Origin of the sequence: Halomonas sp. BN3-1, assembly GCF_003056325.1 — a bacterium.
Lineage (GTDB): Bacteria > Pseudomonadota > Gammaproteobacteria > Pseudomonadales > Halomonadaceae > Halomonas > Halomonas litopenaei.
The window spans coordinates 177050-196435 of sequence record NZ_PYVV01000005.1 but is presented as its reverse complement, the minus strand read 5'-3'; the positions used below and the strand labels follow the sequence as shown (position 1 = coordinate 196435).

Sequence of the window (19386 nt, the reverse complement as noted above, 5' to 3'; positions counted from 1 at the left end):
GAGGCCGCCTGACGGCGGCCTCGATCGGGTTCAGCTGGCGGACATCGCCGGCTGGCCAGAGGCCGACCGACGGGCCGGACCGAACAGCGCGTAGAGCAGCAGCACCGCGCCCACCGTCACCGCGATGCCGGTGCCCAGACGCATGGTGTAGAACAGGCCGAGCTGGTCCTGCACCTCCATGTAGTTCATCCCCAGCACCCGCTGCAGATGGGTCTGCACCGCACCGGCGAAGGTCAGGGTGAAGGTCATGAAGCACATGGCCGAGGTCAGGATCCAGAAGCCCCACATGTTGAGCACCTGGTTGAACGGCTGGCTCCGACGCAGCTGCGGCATGGCGTAGGTGATCACGCCGAGGATCAGCATCACGTAGGCGCCGTAGAACGCCAGGTGGCCATGGGCGGCGGTGACCTGGGTGCCGTGGGAGTAGTAGTTGATGAACGACAGGGTGTGCATGAAGCCCCACACGCCGGCGCCGAAGAAGGCGACCGTCGGGCAGCCCATGGTCCACAGCATCGCGGCCTTGTTGGGGTGGTTGCGCGACCCCTTCCAGAACATCACGAAGGCGAACACCACCATGGCGAAGAACGGAATCACCTCAAGGGTAGAGAAGATGCTGCCGATGGCCTGCCAGTAGCCCGGCGTACCGATCCAGTAGTAGTGGTGGCCGGTGCCCAGCAGCCCGGAGAACAGCGACAGGCCGACGATGACGTAGAGCCACTTCTCGATCACTTCGCGGTCGACGCCGGACATCTTGATCAGCAGATAGCCGAGCAGCGACGCCATGATCAGCTCCCACACGCCTTCCACCCAGAGGTGAACGACCCACCACCAGTAGACCTTGTCTACCGCCAGGTTGCCGGGGTTGTAGAAGGCGAACAGCCAGAATACCGCCGCCAGCCACAGGCCCAGCATCAGCACCAGGTTGATGGTGGTCTTGCGGCCCTTGAGCAGGGTCATGCTGGTGTTGTAGAGGAAGATCAGGAAGGACACCGTGATCAGCACCTTGACGAAGAAGGGCTGCTCGAGGAATTCACGTCCCTCGTGGATGCCAAGCTGATAGCACACCAAGGCGGCGACCCCGGCCACCACAAAGATGCCCAGCTGCAGGTAGGCCAGCATCGGGCTATGAATCTCCCGTTCGGCCTCTTCCGGCATCAGGTAGTAGGTGCAGCCCATGAAGCCGATCAATAGCCACACGATCAGCAGATTGGTATGGCTGACGCGGATAATGTTGAAAGGCATCAACTGGGCCAGGAAGTCTGGAAAGACGTAGACCAGCGCAGCCATGATGCCAAACACCAGCTGAAGGGCAAAAAGCCCCATCGCCACCAGGAAGAAGGCGTAGGCCACCTTCTGTGTTTCATATTTCATTTTTCATGTTCCTCCACGGTTTCCCCTCACGCGACGGGTACGCCATTGCGATCTTGTCGATATGTCACGCGAACCCACCGACCTATCCCGATACGTGGGGCGGCCAGTTCTGATCATCGATAGCGTCGGTCCACTCGAGGAAATCGATCAGCGAGGTCATTTCCTCGTCGCTCAGATCGAACTGCGGCATCTTGCGCCGCCCTGGTACGGCCAGCGGCTGAGCGCGCATCCAGGCCGCCAGTCCCGCCCTTGCCGCCTCGGGATTTTCGCGCCCGTGATAGCGGGTCCAGACATTGGACAGTTCAGGCGCAAAATAGGCCCCCTCACCCATGATGCTGTGACAGTTGATACACATGTTCTTTTCCCACACATGCTTGCCTTCGCGTACCGAATCGGTCAGCGGAAGTGCGCTGGTGGACTCCGTCACGATGTACCAGTGACTGTGAGCAGTCAGCGCTACAAAGATCAGGAAAAAGAACAGTGAGCCCCCGTAGAAGATGTTGCGTGCTGCGGATTTTGTCAGACCCTCGGCCATGACCACGTCTCCTCATTGTTTGGCCCATGGTGCCGGAGAGTCAGACCTCCCTGGCCCCATTGACCATTGTATTGAGGAGCGCTCTTCTATACCTGAGTTAAACACTCGGAATATGACATGCATCACCAAAATTCTTGATTGATTCGCCCCATCAACCACTTAAACATTCGCCGGGACTGTCGGCGATAAACGATGAAATTGACGAGACAAGATGACGACAATGTCGCCGCTGTCAGGAGAAAAAATCAACGCCATTGAGGTAAATCAATGCATTGCAATAAAGAGGCTATCCCAGCCAGGACAGGACGCTGTGTCGGTGTGCGGCGCCAAGCATATAGACGAAGATCAGCAGCGCCAGGCAGGCCGACAGCGCCCGCGTTCGGACGCTGGCACCTCGTCGAAGCGCCAGACTGCCGAAGCCGATGTAGGCCAGCAGGGCGGTCAGCTTGGCGGCAAGCCATGGCGTCTGGTGAGGCCACTGGGCGGTGAGCACCATCAGCGACAGCCCCGCCGCCAGCAGCAGGGTGTCGAGCAGATGGGGAAGGACACGCACCCAGGAGCGTTCGAGCCAGGGCGACTCAGTCACCGACCACAGGGCGCGCAGGGCGAAGAGGGCACCGCTGACCAGCGCCAGCGACACATGCAGGGACTTGAGGGTGAGGTAGAGCGGTAACATCTGAGCCTAGCCGTCCTGACCGTCGACACGCGGACTGCCGAGAATCGGCACGTAGTGGGCCAGAAAGATGGCGTAGCCGAGACACCACAGGAGGATGCTCAGGCTGTAGACCCAGTGGGTGACCGAGGGCCACAGCGCCAGCACCAGCGAGCGCGACAGTCCCGCCGCCACCAGCAGGCCCAGAGCCACGCCGATGCCCGGCAGGCAGCACATGGGGCGGCCGGTATGGCCCAGCGACACCCGCGACATCATCGACAGCATCATGGTGCCCATGGCACCCACGGTGATGGCGTGGACACCCAGCTCTGCCCGGCCGACGCCCCACAGCCCCAGGGCCCACAGCAAAAGCCCCAGCGGCACGAAGGCGTAGCTCAGGTGAAGGCTCCACAGCAGGGGTTCACGTCCGGTGGCGCGGCCTTGCCAGCGTATCAGGCGCAGCGGGTGGGCCAGCGCCGCCACCAGCAGCGCCAGCGCCAGTACGCTGTCGGGCAGACCGCCACCCAGGGTGCGTGCAAGCTGCAGCACCACCGCCAGCGCCAGGCTGCCGAGCGCCAGCCCCTCGAGCCAGGGCAGCGCCGGGCGGCGCTTCAGGCCCAGCCGGTTGGCGGTGAACATCGGGATCACCCGACCGCCCAGCACCCCCATGATCAGCGTTACCAGCAGCACCGCCAGGTAGGACGACTGGCGCACCAGCTCAGGGTCACCCTGGAGCACGCCCAGATGGCTGCCCAGGTTGGCACCGGCGAGGATCGCCAGCACCGGCACGAAGATCAGGTTGCGCCAGCGCTTCGCCCGGATCACCATCACCGCCATCACGGCGCAGACGATCAGCAGAAAGCCGACGTCCAGGGCCATCACCAGCGCCTGTGGCAAGACGGGAAAGGCCAGCCCCAGCCGAGCCCCCAGCCACAGTGCGACGAGCCCCAGCAGCGGGGCGCCATGCAGCCCCCTGAGGCCGGTCCAGGTCTGCACTGCGGTCAGCAGAAACCCTGACACCACCGCGCCCACCACGCCGAACAGCATCTCGTGCTGGTGCCACCACAACATGCCCGCCCGGGGCGACAGCACGAAGATGCCGTGCCAGAAAGCGAGCCACACCAGCAGGGCCACCACGCTGAAGGCCGCCGCCAGCAGGAAGAAGGGACGAAAGGCGAGGCGCGCAAGAGGCAGACGAGCGGCGACGGATGACATGGCGAGTACCTGAGTAATTCACTTGGTCTTGTGAAGTCTGGCCCGCTTTGGACAACATCACCATGATGCACATCAAAGGCACTGCCGATGCCGCAAACCTGACTCACGCTGGCAAGCCCTCCATCTCCCACCCCAGCCCCAACCCCGCGACAGCCTCGCACGCCCTTGGCGATGACCAGGCCAGAATCAGGCCTTTAGTCCTAGCCGCCGCGCCAGGCGATGCAGATTGCCGGGGTCCAGCCCCAGCCGGCGAGCCGCCCCAGCCCAGTTGCCTTCAGTGTCCAGGGCCTGCCGGATGCGCTCGCGCTGAAAGGCCTCGGTGGCCTCCCGCAGCGAGGGCTCTCGATCCAGCGCCTCGCCCGCTGGCCGATCGGCCGGCGACACGGCGCTTCGAGACGTGTCGCCTTGCGCAGCGGGCGCGCCAGTTACCCGGGCTGTCGCCGGCGCCAGCCCCAGGTGGTCGACCTCGATGCGTACGCTACGGCGGCGAGCATCGGGCGTCCCGAGCACGTCCACCGAGGCCAATGCCAACAGCGAGGCACGTGCCAGCAGTGACTCCAGCTCACGTACGTTGCCGGGCCAGTGCCAGGCCGCCAGCGACACCCGCGCGGCCTCGCTCAGGCGCAGGTTGCCGACGCCGAGACGCACCCGGTTCTGCTCCAGGAAGTGTCCGACCAGCAGCGCCAGGTCCTCGGGACGCTGGCGCAGCGGGGGTACCTCCAGCGGAAAGGCGCTGAGCCGATGATAGAGATCCTCGCGAAAGCGCCCCTGGGCGACCTCCAGGGCAAGATCCCGGTTGGTCACCGCGACCACCCGAACGTCGACATGCTGAAGCCGATCGCTGCCCAGCGGCTGGACCTCGCCTTCCTGCAGCACCCGCAGCAGCTTCGGCTGCAGCTCCAGCGGCAGCTCCCCCACCTCGTCCAGCACCAGGGTGCCGCCGTCGGCCATCTGGAAGTGCCCGCGATGGTCGCTGGTTGCCCCGGAAAACGCCCCGCGCCGATGGCCGAACAGGGCGCTCTCGATCAACGAGGCTGGCAGCGCGGCGCAGTTCACCACCACCAGTGGCCCATCGGCACGTCGCGAGCCGTGATGGAGGGCATGGGCGATGCGCTCCTTGCCGACGCCGGTCTCGCCCAGCACCAGCACGCTCATGTCGGTGGCGGCGACCAGTTCCACCGAGGCCATCAGCTTGCGCATGGCGCCACTGCGCCAGCCGGTCAGCCGACGCGGCAACTGGCCGTGGTCATCGCGCTGCAGGGCGAGCTGCAGGCGGGCGCCGTCCAGACGCCGGGACAGCCGCAGGCAGGTGCCCAGCAACTCGGCCGCCGCCAGCAGGCCCTGATCGTCCAGCTCGGCCAGCGCCCCCGGGGTCAGGGCGTCAAGGGTGACCATGCCGATCAGCTCATCGCCGTCGCGCAACGCCACCCCCAGACAGTCATGGACAGGGCTAAGACCGTCATCCAGCAGCCCGTCGTAGGGATCTGGAAGGGGCGAGTCCGCGGCAAAGCGGCAGACCCCCGGCGCCTCGGCGATGGCGGCGAGGCGAGGATGCTCGCTCAAGGCGAAGGTCCTGCCGGCCAAGCCCTCGGGCAGGCCGATGGTGGCCACCGGCCTGAGACCGGAGCCCTGCGCCACCAGCAGCGCGCTGGCATCCGCCGCGGTGGGGGCCACCAGTGATTCGAGCACGCCCTGCCAGGCCTCGGCGAGCTCGGGGCCCTGCTCATCGCCCAGGCGCTGCAGCAGGGCACGCAGGCGTCGTAGAAAGCTGACCACCTCGAATGTCCTTTTGACTATCAATAGTGTCAAAACGATAGCACTTGTAGTGTCAGATCGACATGCAACCTCGATCTCGTTCACAAGAGGTACCGCTGTCCTGGGCGAATACCGGGACAGAATCGGGTCGGAAACGTGGCCGGGAACCGGGCCAGAAAAAGGGAGCCGGGTAGCGTGACCAGCGCTCTCGACACGCGCCCTGTGGATCCACACTGCCCGCTCATTACCCACTCTGGGTCACCCGCACTGTGGCAAGTTGGCGCACCTCAAGCGAAGCGGCATATCGCTTGCTCCATACAGGGTAAAGAAAGTCGACGAGCGATACGCCCCGACCCCGTGGAAGCACCGAAGGTGTCGAGGCATATCAACCGATGCTCTGTTCACAAGCTGTAGAGAAAAAGTAGGCCCAAACGAGCCAGGCCTCCGACGCGGTGAAGGTTTTTTGCCACAGTGGGAGCGCGCTGCGCCATATCCCTGACAGGAGACGCCATGACCACCGCTGCCCAAGACGCCATCATCGATGCCACCGCCCCTCTGGTCGCCGAACATCTGGACGCCATCACCGCCCGTTTCTATCCGCTGATGTTCGAGCGCTACCCGGAGGTCAAGGCGGTGTTCAACCAGGCCCACCAGGCCGACGGTGGCCAGCCGAAGGCGCTGGCGCGAGGGGTGCTGGCCTATGTCGGCCTGCGCCGCCAGCCCCAGGAGGTCATCGACTCGATGCAGACGGTGATCAGCAAGCACGTCTCGCTGGGCATCCAGCCCGAGCAGTACCCCATCGTCGGCGAATGCCTGATGGCCGCCATCGGCGAGGTGCTGGGCGAGGTGGTGACGCCGGAGATCGCCGACGCCTGGGCGGCCCTGTACAACGACCTGGCCGCGCTGTTGATCGCTGCCGAAGCCGAGCGCTACCAGGCCTTCGCCGATCGCCCCGGCGGCTGGCGTGGACTGCGCGAGTTCCGTGTCGCCCAGATCCAGCGCGAGTGCGAGGTGATTCGCTCCTTCACCCTGGAGCCGGTCGACGGCCAGCCGGTGGCCGACGCCGAGCCCGGCCAGTACATCGGCCTGCGTCTGGCGGTGGACGAGGCAATCGTGCATCGCCACTACAGCCTGTCCGGCAGCCCCAACGGCCGTAGCTATCGCATCTCGGTGAAACAGGAGCCGGGCGGTCTGGTCAGCAACTTCCTGCACCAGCAGATGCGCGTCGGCGACACCCTGGAACTGCTGCCCCCCGCCGGTGAGCTGACCCTGGACGATGGCAACGCGCCGGTGATGCTGATCAGCGGCGGTGTCGGCCAGACACCGATGCTGCCGCTGGCGCGCCAGGCCCTGGCCCAGGGACGCCGGGTCTGCTACGTCCACGCTGCCCGGAACATCGACCACCACGCCTTCCGTGGCGAGGTCGAGGCCCTTGCCCGAGACTATCCGCAACTGCTGACCCGGGTCTGCGCCTACGAGGAAGGCGACGGCGGCGACATCAAGGGCCGCCTCGAGCGTGAGCTGCTGGCCCGCCTGCTGCCCGGCGGCGACGCCCAGTGCTACTTCGTCGGCCCGCCGCCCTTCATGAGCGCCATCGACAGCCATCTGGCAGAACTGGGTATCCCCGAGCAGCGCCGTCACTACGAGCACTTCGGCCCCTCGCGTCCGCTCGACCATAGCAAGAGCGTCGCCTGACAAGCGCGTCTGACCGTCGCGTTCCACTCAACCCACCACGACAAGGCCGCGCCCGAGGGCGCGGCCTTGTCGTGTCTTGCGGCGGTCGCTCACTGGCCAGGACATCAGGCGTGCTGTCGCGCCTCGGGCTTTCTCACCACCATGAAGTAGTAGAACACCCCGGTCAGCGCCAGGAAGAACAGGCTGTCGGGACTGGTGAGGAAGATCAGCGGGTTGCCGTCGGACAGCGACAGCGAGCGTCGGCAGTATTCCTCCAGGCTCGGGCCGAGCACGAAGCCGAGCAGCAGGCAGGCCACCGGATAGCCCTGACGCCGCAGCAGGAAGGCGAGCACCCCGAACACCAGCGCCAGTCCCATCTGGAAGATCGAGTAGGTAGCCACGTAGCAGCCGACCAGCGCGATCACCGCGATGCTGGCGTAGAGCACATCGCGGCGGATCGAGACGATGCGCACGAACCAGGGCCCCAGCACGTAGAGCGTCAGCGGCACCATCACCAGGGCCGCCACCAGCAGTGCCATGAACATCGGTGCCACCAGCGCAAGCTGGCTGTCGAGGAACTGCGGCCCGGGCTGCAGGCCGTTGATCACCAGCACGCCCAGCACGATGGCGGTGGTGGGATCGCCGGGAATGCCGAAGGACAGCATCGGCACGAAGGCGCCGCTGCACATGGCGTTGTTGGCGCCCTCCGCCGCCGCGATGCCCTCCACCGACCCCTTGCCGTACTTCTCCGGGTGGCGTGAGCTGCGCATGGACTCGGCGTAGGCGACAAAGGCCGCCATGGAGCCTCCGGCGCCCGGCAGCACGCCGACGCTGTAGCCGATGATGGCGGTCTTGACGTAGCGATAGACGCCGATTTCACGCACCTCGTGCCAGGGCGGAATAAAGTCCCGACGGCGAATGACGCTGGCCTTGATGGCGTCGACCTCGACGGTGCGCGAGGCGCGGTTCTGTGACTGCACCAGCAGCTCACTGACGGCGAAGGCGCCGATGACCAGCGGCATGATGTCGATGCCCTGCATCAGCACGCCGGTGCCGAAGGTGAAGCGGGTGACCGGCTGCATCACGTCGATACCGACGGTGGCCACCATCACCCCCAGGGTGGTGGCGACCAGGCCCTTGGAGATGGCCCCACGCTGGGAGATGACGATCACGATCAGGGCGAAGGCGATCAGCGAGAACTTGCCCGGCGTGCGAATCAGCAGCGCCGCCTCGGTGGCCAGCGGCGCCATCACCATCAGCATGATGGCGCCCAGGGCACCGCCGATCATCGACGCCAGGGCTGCGTGGCCAAGCGCCTTGGCGCCCTCGCCCCGCTGCTGCATGGGGTAGCCCTCGATGGCGGTCATCATCGAGGCCGGGGCACCGGGAATATTGATGGTGGTGGCGGTGATGCTGCCACTGCACATGCCGGCCATGAAGATGGCGGCGCAGGCGACCAGCGCCGCGGTGATGTCGAGGCTGTAGGTCAACGGCAACAGCAGGGCGATGGCCAGCATCGAGGTAAGCCCCGGCACGGCGCCAAAGAAGGTGCCGATCAGGTAGCCGCCGATCAGGTAGGGCAGGATGTCGGGCTGCATCAGCACGGCAAGGCCCTTGGAGAGTTCGATCAGATAGTCCATGGGTCAGATCCAGGGCGTCGGCAGGCGAACCTGGAACACCAGCTCGAAGAGCCCGTATCCCAGCAGGGTGATCACGCCGGCCACCAGCGCCTTGAACGCCAGCGCCTGCGGCGAGGGCCGCCCGGTGGCGAAGGCCAGCGTCATGCTGAAGGCGTAGAGGAAGGTGGCGATGAAGTAGCCAAGGTGGGCAAACAGGGCGATATAGACGGCGGTGAGCAGGGTGACCGCCACCGGCCCCCGCCACGCCGCCACCTTTGCATCGCCACGGTTGTCGCCGCCCTCGTCGCTTTCCCCGGCGCCGGCCTCATCACCTGCCTCGCCACTGGCCGCCTCGCGTCGATCGGCGAGGATCACGCCACCCAGCGCCAGCAGCATGACCACGGCGAGCGCTACCGGGAAGAAGGAGGCGGTCAGGGCCCCGTTCTTGATGGGCGGCGCGATCTTGAACGCCTCGAGCAGATAGATCAGGGTCAGGGCCAACAGGCAGACGACGACACCTGTCGGCCCCGTCAGCCAGGTCCCCAGGCGGGAGAGCGATTTCATCGGGAGTCCTCCGGAAAAGAGCCGCCACCGCGGTGGCGGCGCGGGCTTACTGGCCGATCAGGCCGGCTTCCTTCAGCTCGTCCATGCGCGCGAACAGCTCACCCTGGGTCTGTTCGGCCCAATCCCCGACCTCATCGGTGCCCAGCCAGTTGGGGGTGACACCGACGTCGACCAGCCAGTTCTGGAATTCCTCGCTGTCGTAGGCCTGCTGATAGGCCGCCTCGAGGGCCGTCACGGCGTCGTCCGGCGTATTGGCAGGCGCCGCCAGGATCACGAAACTGCCCGCCTGGATGTCGTAGCCCAGCTCGGTTGCCGGGGGCACATCGGGGAAGCTCTCGCTCTGGACGTCGGTGAACTCCACCAGGCCCCGGGCGTCACCCGCCGAGATCAACGATTCGAAATCACCGAGGCTGGTCAGCGCCAGGTCCACCTCGCCGTTGAGCAGGGCCTCCTTCTGGGGCGCCGCGCCACCGGGATAGGAGACGATCTTGAACTCCACCTCGGCCTGATCCTGCAACTGCAGCAGCGTCAGGTGGGTCCGCGAGCCCATGTTCTGGATACCGGCGCGGATCTCCCCGGGCGCGGCCTTGGCCGCCTCGATCAATGCCTCGAGGCTATCGAAGCGCGAATCCTCCGGCACCACGACGGCGTCCGGCTCGCTGGTGATCCGCGCGATCAGATCCAGCTTGTCGATATCGTAGCCGGCCAGCATCCCCTGCCACGGGATAGTGACGACGCTGTCGTAGGTCAGCGCGATCAGGGTGTAGCCATCGGGGCGCGCGCCCAGCGCCTGCACCAGGCCGTTGGCGCTCATGCCGCCTTCGATGTTCTCGACGTAGACGGTACCCCCCAGCGGCTCCTCGGCCAGGTTGGAGATCTTGCGCACGATACCGTCGGTACCGCCGCCGGCGCCCCAGGGCACGATCATGCGAACGTCGCGCTCCGGATAGTCCGCCGCGACCGAGGCACTGACGACCAGCGCCAGGCCACCCAGGGTCATGCTCATCGACTTGCGCATCTCTTCCACTCCTTGCCACCGTCAGGGCAGTGCTTGTTGTTGGCTTGCGGGGACGGCCGACGCAAGGCGGTGTGGCCGTTCCTGTGGGGACTGCTGCTCTTGTGGTTGCTGCTCTTGTGGTTGCTGCTCTTATGACGACTACTTCGGCTTTTGCACTTAAGGTATTACATCATACAAAGTATTCGTGTACCCAAGATAGCCAGAGCATGACGACTGCGAAATGCGACTTTAGTGAGGGATATCCGTCTGTCGGCGCGGAATCGGGCGCCATAAGCAGGCGCGGCACCGGGCGCCATAAGAAGGCGCAGCCCCGGGCGCCATAAGAAGGCGCTTCATCAACTGGGCGCCACAAGAAGGCGCTTCATCAACTGGGCGCCACAAGAAGGCGCTTCATCAACTGGGCGCCACAAGAAGGCGCTTCATCAACTGGGCGCCATAAGAAGGCGGCATTGATCGGGCGCCATGAAAAACGACAGCGGGGCCGATCGGCCCCGCTGTCGTTTGCGGTCGACTCTCTATCACCCTCGCCGCATCGTCTGCTCTATCCTCCCCGAAGGACTCAGCGCCTTAGCCCAGCCCCGGCGGGCTCAGCCGAGGCAGGCGCGACTGCAGCAGCGCGGCCGCCTGCATGACCCTGTCATCGCGGAATTTTGGCCCCACCAGATGCAGCCCCACCGGCAGCCCCTGGTCGTCCAGCCCACAGGGCAGCGACGCCGCCGGCTGCTGGGTCAGGTTGAACGGATAGGTGAAGGGGGTCCAGTCCATCCATTCCCGGTAGGGGCCGCCCGGCGGTACATTATGCCCGGCCTTGAAGGGCGAGATCGGCATCGTCGGGGTCACCAGCAGATCGAAGCGCCGATGAAAGTCGGCCATGCAAGCGGTCAGCTCGGCGCGCCGGCGGCGGGCGTCAAGATACTCGGCCAGGGGAATATCGGCGCCGCGACGGGCGATCTCGAGAAAGCCGGGATCCAGCAGCGCCTGCTGCTGTGGCGACAGCCTCGAAAGGGCCTGGGAGGCGCCGGAGAACCACAGCGTATTGAAGGTGTCGATGGGATCCGTGAAGCCCGGGTCGAGGCGCTCGACCTCTGCTCCCAGCGCCTCGAGTTCACTGGCGGCCTGCTCCACCCGGGCGCGGATATCCGGCGCCACCTGGACGTAGCCCAGATCCAGGCTCAGCGCGACGCGCCAGCCACGCAGGTCCTGCGGCGGCGGCGCGCGCCAGTCGATGGGACAGGGGCCGGCAAGGTAGCCATCGCGAGCGTCCGGCTGCGCCAGCAGGCTCATCATCAGGGCGCTGTCCTCGACACTGCGGGTCATCGGTCCCAGATGCGACAGGGTGCTCATGGCGCTGGCCGGCCACTGGGGCACCCAGCCGAAGGTCGGCTTGATGCCGAAGGTGCCGGTGAAGCTGCAGGGGATGCGGATGGAACCGCCGGCGTCGCTGCCCTGGTGCAGCATGCCGAGGTTGAGCGCCGCCGCCGCCCCGGCGCCCCCGGAGGAGCCCCCCGGGGTCAGCGCAGGATTCCAGGGATTGCGGGCGATGCCGTGGAGCGGATTGTCGGTCACCCCCTTCCAGCCAAACTCCGGCGACAGGGTCTTGCCGACGATGATCGCTCCGGCCTGGCGCAGAAAGCCGCTGACCGGGGCGTCCACCTCCATCGCGGCGTCCGGGTCGCTGGTGCGCGAGCCCATGCGGGTCGGCATGCCACGGGTCAGCGTCAAATCCTTGATGGTGACCGGGATGCCATCCAGCGGGCCGCATGGCGTGCCCTCGCGCCAGCGCCGGGTGGAGGCCTCGGCGGCACGCAGCGCCTCGTCGCCGGCGACATGGGCGAAGGCGTTGACCCTTGGGTTGTCCCGCGCGATCCGCGCAAGGCAGTCCTCGATCACCTGGCTCGGGGTCAATCGTCGCTTGCGAAAGGCCTCGAGCGCCTGGCAGGCGCCCAGCTCGGCCAGGGCCGGCTCGTCGCTGGCCTGGCGCCCAGGGGAGAGCGTTGCCTGACTCATCGCTGCCCTCCCTCTGCCCGAGCGGCGACGCCGGCGCTGTCCAGCACCGCGTGGAGCAGCACGTTGCAGCCGGCGTGCAGGTCCTCCGGCGTGGCGTACTCGATCTCGTTGTGACTGATGCCGCCTTCACAGGGCACGAAGATCATGGCGGTGGGCGCCACCCGGCCAAGGAAGATGGCGTCGTGACCGGCACCACTGACGATGTCCATGTGCGACAGGCCATGGGCCTCGGCGCCGGCACGCACCGCCTTGACGCAGGTCTCGTCGAAGGCCTCCGGCGGGAAGTCCGCGGTGGGCGTGAGTTCCGCCCGCAGACCGTGACGCTGGCTGACCTCGGCCACCACCTCGGCGAGCCGGGCGGCCATGTCCTCGAGGGCGTCCGATTCCAGATGCCGCAGGTCGACGGTCATCCGCACCTGGCCGGGAATCACATTGCGCGAGCCCGGGTGGGGCGTCAGCACGCCGACGGTGCCGCGCCCGTGGGGCGCCGCCTCGTTGGCCATGCGGTTGACCGCCAGGGTGATCTCGGCGGCGCCGACCAGGGCGTCCTTGCGCAGGTGCATGGGAGTGGGGCCTGCGTGGGCCTCGACGCCGGTCAGGGTGACATCGAACCACTTCTGCCCCAGCGCGCCGATCACCACGCCCAGGGTGGTGGCGGTATCCTCGAGCAGCGGCCCCTGCTCGATATGGGCCTCGAAGTAGGCCTTCACCTCGTCGAGGTCCACACGGTCGCTGCCGCGATAGCCGATGGCGTCCAGCGCCTCACCGACACTGACCCCTTCGTCGTCGCAGCGGGCCAGCATCTCATCGAGGCCAAGCTCGCCGGTGAACACCCCGGAGCCCATCATGCAGGGCGGAAAACGGCAGCCTTCCTCGTTGGTCCAGGCCACCACTTCGACCGGAGCCCGGGTGGTGATGGCGTGCTGGTTGAGGGTGCGGATGACCTCGAGCCCGGCCAGCACGCCGAAGCAACCGTCGTACTTGCCGCCGGTGGGCTGAGTGTCGATATGACTGCCGGTCATCACCGCCGGCATGCCGGGCTCGCTGCCCGCCCGTCGGGCGAAGATGTTGCCGATGGCGTCGATGCGGATCTGGCAACCCTCGGCCCGGCACCAGTCGATGAACAGGTCACGGGCCTGACGGTCGAGTTCGGTCAGCGCCTGGCGATTGACGCCACCCTTGGGGGTCGCGCCCAGCTCGGCCAGGGTCATCAAGGATTGCCACAGGCGCTCGCCGTCGCTCTTGAGCACGGCGTCGGCAGCCTCGGATGGGGTCACGGAAACGGTCATGGGTATCGTCCTTGCAAAAGAGTGGTCTCAGGCGCTCAGGGCCAGGTAGCGATCACGCACGCCGGGATCGTCGCGGAAGTCGTCGGCGCTGCCGGTGTAGACGATCTGGCCCTGCTCGAGGATGTAGTGGCGGTCGGCCACCGCCTCGCAGACCCGCAGGTTCTGCTCGACCAGCAGCACCGACAGGCCCTCCTCGCGGATCGCCTTCAGGATCTTGACGATCTCGTCGACGATGACCGGGGCCAGGCCCTCGGTGGGCTCGTCGAGCAGCAGGATCCGCGGGTCGTTGAGCAGCGCCCGGGCGATCGCCAGCATCTGCTGCTCGCCCCCGGACAGGGCGTTGCCGCGGTTGCGGCGGCGCTCCTCGAGGCGCGGAAACCAGCGATAGATGTCGGCCATCTGCCAGCGACTGCCGGCGCGTACCGCGATCTGCAGGTTTTCCTCCACGCTGAGGATGCTGAAGATGCCGCGGTGCTCCGGCACCAGCGCCACGCCCTGGCGGGCGATGCGAAATGGCGGCTGGCCAAGCAGTGACTGACCGTTGAGTTCGATGCTGCCGGCGGGGGTGTCGACCAGCCCCATGATGCTCTTCAGGGTGGTGGTCTTGCCGGCACCGTTACGCCCCAGCAGGGTCACCAGCTCGCCCTCGCCCACCGTCAAAGAGACGCCTTCGAGCACATGGCTCTTGCCGTAGTAGCTGTGGATATCCTTGATCTCGAGCATCAGGCGGCCTCCCCCAGATAGGCGTCACGCACGCGGGCATCACTGCGCACGGTCTCGGGGTCGCCCTCGACCAGCACCTGCCCGCGGTTCATCACGGTGATGGTGTCGCTGATCGACATCACGATGCTCATGTTGTGCTCGATCAGCAGGATGCTGTGGTCCTTGCCCAGCTCGCCAATCAGCGAGGTCATGCTGGGGATATCGTCGATGCCCATGCCCGAGGTGGGCTCGTCCAGCAGCAGCAGCTTGGGCCGCGGGCAGATCGCCATGCCCACCTCGAGGATGCGCTGCTGGCCGTGGGACAGCTCCCCTGCCGCCACCCCGGCGCGCTCGGCAAGACCGATGCGCTCGAGGATCTCGTCGGCCCGAGCCAGGTGCTCGCGGCGCTTGTTCAGGCGTTGCCAGAAGTTGAGCGCACGCCAGCCGTCGATGCCCTGGGCGGCCAGGCGCAGATTTTCGTGGACGCTGAGCTCCTGGAACAGGCTGGTGACCTGGAAGGAGCGAGACATGCCCAGGCCGACCCGGCCGTGGGGCGGCTCCCTGGTGATCTCGCGGCCATCGAGCAGGATGCGCCCGGCGGTGGGCCGACGCTCACCGGTGAGGCAATGGAACAAGCTGGTCTTGCCGGCGCCGTTGGGTCCGATCACGGTATGAATGCTGCCGCGGGCGATGCGCAGGCTGACTCCGTCCACCGCCCGAAAGGCACCGTAGGCCAGGGCCAGGTCGCGGGTTTCCAGCAGTACGTCAGTCATGGCTGGCCTCCTTGTGCGGTTCGGCGTGGTTGCCACGGCGTCGCTCCAGCAGGCTCGACAGCCCGCCCCACAGACCGCCGCGCATGAAGATCACCACCGCGATCAGCGCCACGCCCAGCAGCAGCATCCAGCGCGGCCAGATCGACGACAGCAGGTCGCCCAGCAGCACGATGGCGCCGGCGCCCAGCAGCGAACCGAACAGCGAGCCGGTCCCGCCGATGATGGTCATGATCAGGATCTGCTCGGACATCAACAGCTCGATATTCGACAGCGGCACAAAGTTCAGCAGCATGCCGTAGAGCGCCCCGGCCAGGGCGGTGATGCCGCCGGACAGCACGAACACCATGATCTTGAACAGGCGGGTGTCGTAGCCCAGCGCCGAGGCGCGCTGCTCGTTTTCGCGGATCGCCAGCAGGGTGCTGCCGAACGGCGAGTCGGTGATGCGCCGGGCCACCACGTAGATCAGTGCGAACAGGGTGGCCACCAGGGCATAGAAGGCCAGCGGCGAGGCGAAGCTGATCAAGGTCGTCTCGCCCACCGCCAGCGGCGGGCGCGGCACGTCGAGCAGGCCATTGTCGCCACCGGTCCAGTCGCTCAGGGTGTAGGCCAGGAAGTAGGCCATCTGGGTCAGCGCCAGGGTCAGCATCACGAAGTAGATGCCCTTGCGCCGGATGCACAGCATGCCCACGCCGAGTGCCAGCACACAGCCTGACACCACGGCGATCAGCAGCGCACCGATCAGTCCCGCGTCGAGATGGATCATCGCCAGGGCGCTGATGTAGGCACCGGCGCCGAAGAAGATCGCCTGGCCGAAGGACAAGAGTCCGGTGAAGCCCAGCAGCAGATTGCAGGCCAGTGCGGCCATGGCGAAGATCAGGATCTCGGTGGCCAGGGTAGCGGAGGGCAGCACCAGCGGCAGCAGCACCATCACCGCCAGCATCGCCAGGGTGGTGCCGGCGCCGAGACGCCCCTTGAAGCGGCGCCGGCCTGGGTTGGCAGCGGCGGTATCGAGTGTCTTGGTCATCATCTCATGCTCTCCCGAACAGTCCGTGGGGACGCAGCAGGATCACCACCGCCATGGCGGCGTAGATCATCAGGCTGGCGCCCTGGGGCCACAGCGAGGTCATCAGGCTCTGCACTACGCCGACGATCAGCCCCGCCACCAGGGCGCCGGTGAAGGACCCCATGCCACCGATCACCACCACCACGAAGGCCAGGCCCAGGACCTCCGGCCCGATGAAGGGGTGCGCCCCGCGCAGCGGCGCCGACAGCACCCCGGCAAGCCCCGCCAGGCCCACCCCGAGGGCAAAGGTGATGGAGAACAGGCGAAAGATGTTGGAACCCAGCAGCGATACCATCTCGGTGGACTCGCTGCCGGCGCGCACCAGCGCGCCGAAGCGGGTGCGTTCGAGCAGCAGCCACAGCACCACCGCCACCAGGGCGCTGAAGCCGATCAGAAACAGCCGGTAGTAGGGGTAGGCGAAGTTGCCGATGCGTACCACGCCCTGCAGTGCCTCCGGGGTGGGGATGCTCTTGCCCACCGGGCCCCAGATCATGATCGACAGCTCCTGGATGATCAGCGCGATGCCCAGGGTGACCAGAATCTGGAAGGTATGCGGCAGGTGGTAGATGCGCTGGATCAGGCTGCGCTCCAGCGCCCAGGCCAGCAGCGCCACCAGCAAGGGGCCTGCGATCAGCGCCAGCCAGAAGTTGCCGGTAAGGCTGACCAGGGTGTAGCAGAGGTAGGAGCCCACCAGAAAGAAGGCCCCGTGGGCGAAGTTGACGAAGTTCAACAGTCCGAAGATCAGCGTCAATCCCACCGAAATCAGGAAATAGATCATCCCGAGCCCCAGACCGTTGAGGATCTGGAACAGATAGACGTTAAGCATGGTCCCGACTCCTGTCGTGCCGGGGACGCCGTCCCCGGCAGATTGGCAAGCTGACAGCCTTACAGCTGGCAGGGCGAGTCCTCAGGGGTGACGAAGGAGCGCCCGGCGCTGATAACGTCGGCGTAGTCGTCGGGGTCTTCCATTTCGCCCTCGGCCTTGCCCTTGAGCAGGTAGTAGTCCTTGATCACCTGATGGTCGGAGGCGCGGATGGTCTCCTCACCGGTGGGGCCCTGGTAGGTGTAGCCTTCCAGCGCCTCGATCAGCGTCGGACCTTCGCTGGCCCCGCTGGCGTCGGCCACTTCAAGCATCACGCGGGTCATGGTGTAGTCGGCAGCCAGGGGATAGGTCGGAGTGATGTCGTAGGCCTCGCGTACCGAGGCCACCAGCTGCTGGTTGAAGGGGGTGTCAACCTCGTGCCAGTACTGGGCGCCGAAGTAGATGCCGTCGACGTTGGCAGCGCCGAGTTCCTCGAACTGGTCGAGGCCCGCCGACCACACCATCAGGATGTCCATCTGCTCGTTGAGGCCGAAGTTGCGCGCCTGGCGCAGGGCGTTGGAGGACTGGGAGCCGAAGTTCAACAGCACCAGCACGTCCGGCGCCGCCGACATGGCGTTGGTCAGGTAGCCGGAAAACTCCTGCTCCTGCAGCGAGTGATAGCTGTTGCCGACGTGCTCGACGCCGTACTCCTCGAACACCGCCTTGGCGTTGTCCAGCAGCGCCTCGCCGAACACGTACTCGGGGGTGATGGTGTAGAAGCGCTTGGCCTCGGGTAGCGCCTCGATCAGCGGCACCAGGGTCTCGCGGATGGCCCCGTAGGTCGGCACCGACCAGCGGAAGGTGGAGGCGTTGCACTCGCTGCCGGTCAGCTCGTCGGCGCCGGCGGGGGTCATGAACACGCCCTCGACGCCGGCGACTTCCTTGCCCACCGCCAGCGCCGTGGATGACAGGGTGGCACCGTTGAACAGTCGCCCGCCGTCCTGGTTGATCGCTTCCTGCACCTTGCGGATAGCGCGGCCGGCGTTGCCCTCGGTGTCCAGGCTGACGTACTCGATATCGCGGCCGAGGGTTTCTCGGGCCTCTTCCACCGCCAGCCGGGAGCCCATCTCGGCGTACTTGCCGTAGCTGGCGAAGGCACCGGAGAGGGACTTCACCCCATAGAAGGTGAGCGGCTGTTGATCCTGGGCCAGCAGCGGCTGGGTCGCCAGGCCAAGGGCCAGGGCGGAAAGCATCAGGGAGGTCTTGCGCACAGTCATTGTTGTTCCTCTTTTTTCGACATCATCGGAGTGGATGAGGGGTCGCTGGCGTGGGGTGGCAGTTGTTGTCATTGTTGGTTGGTTTGCCGCAGGTCGGGGGCCAGGAGGCTAGCCGCCCGCCTCGCCGAGGGCGTCAGGTGAGACCAGGAACTGCTTGGCCATCTCGCCCTCCAGTGCCGACATATGGTGCTCGGCGTCACACATGTGCTCGTACATCAGGCGGCGCACCGCCTCGCGGTCGCTGGCCTCGAAGGCCTCCAGCAGGGCGATGTGATAGCGGATGTTCGATTCGTCGAAGGCGTGGCGCTCTGGCTTGTAGGCCTTCTTGATGACGACCAGGTCGCGCAGCAGGTCGTTGAGGAAGGTGCTCATGAAGCGCAGCAGCGGATTGGGGCAGTACTCGGCCAGGATGTTGTGAAACTCGAGTTCCAGCATGCGGTGCTGGCGCTGGCTGAGTTCGTCCTCATGGGGCCGCTGGCACTGATCGATGTTGTCCCGCAGCCGGGTCAGCCCCGCCGCATCGAGCCGGTCCATGGCCGAGACCGCCACCTCGACCTCCACCATCCGCCGCAGCTGATAGACCTGGCTACCGTCCACGTGCTGGAAGTGCAGAAAATTGCGCAGCGCGCGGCAGGCCGGATCGACGGTCACCTCGCGGATGATGGCGCCGCCACCGGGGCCGGTCTTGAGCGCGACCAGGCCTTCCACCTCGAGCACCCGCAGCGCCTCGCGAATGGTGCCCTTGGCGCATTCATAGCGCTCCATCAGGGCCTTCTCGTTGGGCAGGCGGTCACCCGGCGACAGGTTCTCCATCACGATCTTCTGCTTGATGTCCTCGCAGATCAGGTCCGCGAGCTTCTGTCGGCGCTGGGGAAAGGAAGTCGGCACGGATCGCCTCGGTCATTTATTCGAATAAATATAAGGATTAGACCCGTTGCGTGAATTGGTCAAGAAAAGAAATCACCGTCACTAAACGTTTATCTTTACTCACGTGAACGACAACAAAGAGTGATTTTACAAACCTGAAGCCCTGTCCATGCTGAGTCCATGCCCGCCCTGCGGCCCCTGAC

Annotated in this window: 17 protein-coding genes; 1 reads left to right on the top strand and 16 read right to left on the bottom strand. The window is 66.1% G+C overall.

What is annotated here, in order from left to right:
* Positions 1-30: 30 nt before the first annotated feature.
* From C9F12_RS09000 to norR, 5 genes are all read right to left on the bottom strand, one after another.
* Positions 31-1371, bottom strand: a complete 1341-nt coding sequence (locus tag C9F12_RS09000; protein ID WP_108132122.1) for a cbb3-type cytochrome c oxidase subunit I — start codon at positions 1369-1371, stop codon at positions 31-33.
* An 82-nt stretch (positions 1372-1453) separates the two neighbouring features.
* Entirely contained in the window at positions 1454-1906 is a 453-nt protein-coding gene (locus tag C9F12_RS08995; RefSeq protein WP_045993522.1) for a cytochrome c, read from the bottom strand.
* A gap of 286 nt (positions 1907-2192) precedes the next feature.
* Positions 2193-2582 carry a SirB2 family protein gene (locus tag C9F12_RS08990; RefSeq protein WP_108448644.1) on the bottom strand — a complete coding sequence of 130 codons (390 nt, stop codon included), beginning with the start codon at positions 2580-2582 and terminating at the stop codon, positions 2193-2195.
* Positions 2583-2588: 6 nt separating this feature from the next.
* The gene (locus tag C9F12_RS08985) at positions 2589-3773 is read right to left on the bottom strand and encodes an NnrS family protein (protein WP_108448643.1); all 1185 of its coding nucleotides are present in this window, start codon (positions 3771-3773) and stop codon (positions 2589-2591) included.
* 186 nt (positions 3774-3959) lie between these two features.
* Positions 3960-5549: a nitric oxide reductase transcriptional regulator NorR gene (gene norR / locus C9F12_RS08980; RefSeq protein WP_108448642.1), complete on the bottom strand. Its 1590-nt coding sequence runs from the start codon at positions 5547-5549 to the stop codon at positions 3960-3962.
* A gap of 489 nt (positions 5550-6038) precedes the next feature.
* On the opposite strand from norR, the gene hmpA reads away from it, so the two are divergent.
* On the top strand, positions 6039-7223 hold the full coding sequence (gene hmpA / locus C9F12_RS08975) for an NO-inducible flavohemoprotein (protein WP_108448641.1): 1185 nt from the start codon (positions 6039-6041) through the stop codon (positions 7221-7223).
* 104 nt (positions 7224-7327) lie between these two features.
* Here hmpA and C9F12_RS08970 read toward each other — a convergent pair whose 3' ends face one another.
* From C9F12_RS08970 to C9F12_RS08920, 11 genes are all read right to left on the bottom strand, one after another.
* Positions 7328-8842, bottom strand: coding sequence for a tripartite tricarboxylate transporter permease (locus C9F12_RS08970; protein WP_045993526.1), 1515 nt, complete (start codon positions 8840-8842; stop codon positions 7328-7330).
* A gap of 3 nt (positions 8843-8845) precedes the next feature.
* Positions 8846-9385, bottom strand: coding sequence for a tripartite tricarboxylate transporter TctB family protein (locus tag C9F12_RS08965; protein ID WP_108448640.1), 540 nt, complete (start codon positions 9383-9385; stop codon positions 8846-8848).
* A gap of 46 nt (positions 9386-9431) precedes the next feature.
* Complete coding sequence (locus C9F12_RS08960; protein ID WP_205254653.1) at positions 9432-10403, bottom strand: tripartite tricarboxylate transporter substrate binding protein; 972 nt, start codon at positions 10401-10403, stop codon at positions 9432-9434.
* A 567-nt stretch (positions 10404-10970) separates the two neighbouring features.
* Positions 10971-12410, bottom strand: coding sequence for an amidase (locus tag C9F12_RS08955; protein ID WP_108448639.1), 1440 nt, complete (start codon positions 12408-12410; stop codon positions 10971-10973).
* Positions 12407-13699: a Zn-dependent hydrolase gene (locus C9F12_RS08950; RefSeq protein ID WP_108448638.1), complete on the bottom strand. Its 1293-nt coding sequence runs from the start codon at positions 13697-13699 to the stop codon at positions 12407-12409. Before C9F12_RS08950 ends, C9F12_RS08955 begins: the two co-directional genes overlap by 4 nt.
* A gap of 27 nt (positions 13700-13726) precedes the next feature.
* Positions 13727-14422 carry an ABC transporter ATP-binding protein gene (locus tag C9F12_RS08945; protein ID WP_108132114.1) on the bottom strand — a complete coding sequence of 232 codons (696 nt, stop codon included), beginning with the start codon at positions 14420-14422 and terminating at the stop codon, positions 13727-13729.
* The gene (locus C9F12_RS08940; RefSeq protein WP_108132113.1) at positions 14422-15174 is read right to left on the bottom strand and encodes an ABC transporter ATP-binding protein; all 753 of its coding nucleotides are present in this window, start codon (positions 15172-15174) and stop codon (positions 14422-14424) included. The genes C9F12_RS08945 and C9F12_RS08940 overlap by 1 nt, the downstream gene beginning before the upstream one ends.
* On the bottom strand, positions 15167-16201 hold the full coding sequence (locus C9F12_RS08935; RefSeq protein WP_240184216.1) for a branched-chain amino acid ABC transporter permease: 1035 nt from the start codon (positions 16199-16201) through the stop codon (positions 15167-15169). Before C9F12_RS08935 ends, C9F12_RS08940 begins: the two co-directional genes overlap by 8 nt.
* A 1-nt stretch (position 16202) precedes the next feature.
* Complete coding sequence (locus C9F12_RS08930) at positions 16203-17063, bottom strand: branched-chain amino acid ABC transporter permease (protein WP_108132112.1); 861 nt, start codon at positions 17061-17063, stop codon at positions 16203-16205.
* A gap of 59 nt (positions 17064-17122) precedes the next feature.
* A complete protein-coding gene (locus C9F12_RS08925) occupies positions 17123-18316 on the bottom strand; it encodes an ABC transporter substrate-binding protein (RefSeq protein WP_108132111.1) in 1194 nt (397 codons plus the stop codon).
* A gap of 108 nt (positions 18317-18424) precedes the next feature.
* Positions 18425-19204 (bottom strand): FCD domain-containing protein, encoded by a 780-nt coding sequence (locus C9F12_RS08920; RefSeq protein ID WP_231498582.1) that lies wholly within the window; start codon positions 19202-19204, stop codon positions 18425-18427.
* Positions 19205-19386 lie beyond the last annotated feature (182 nt).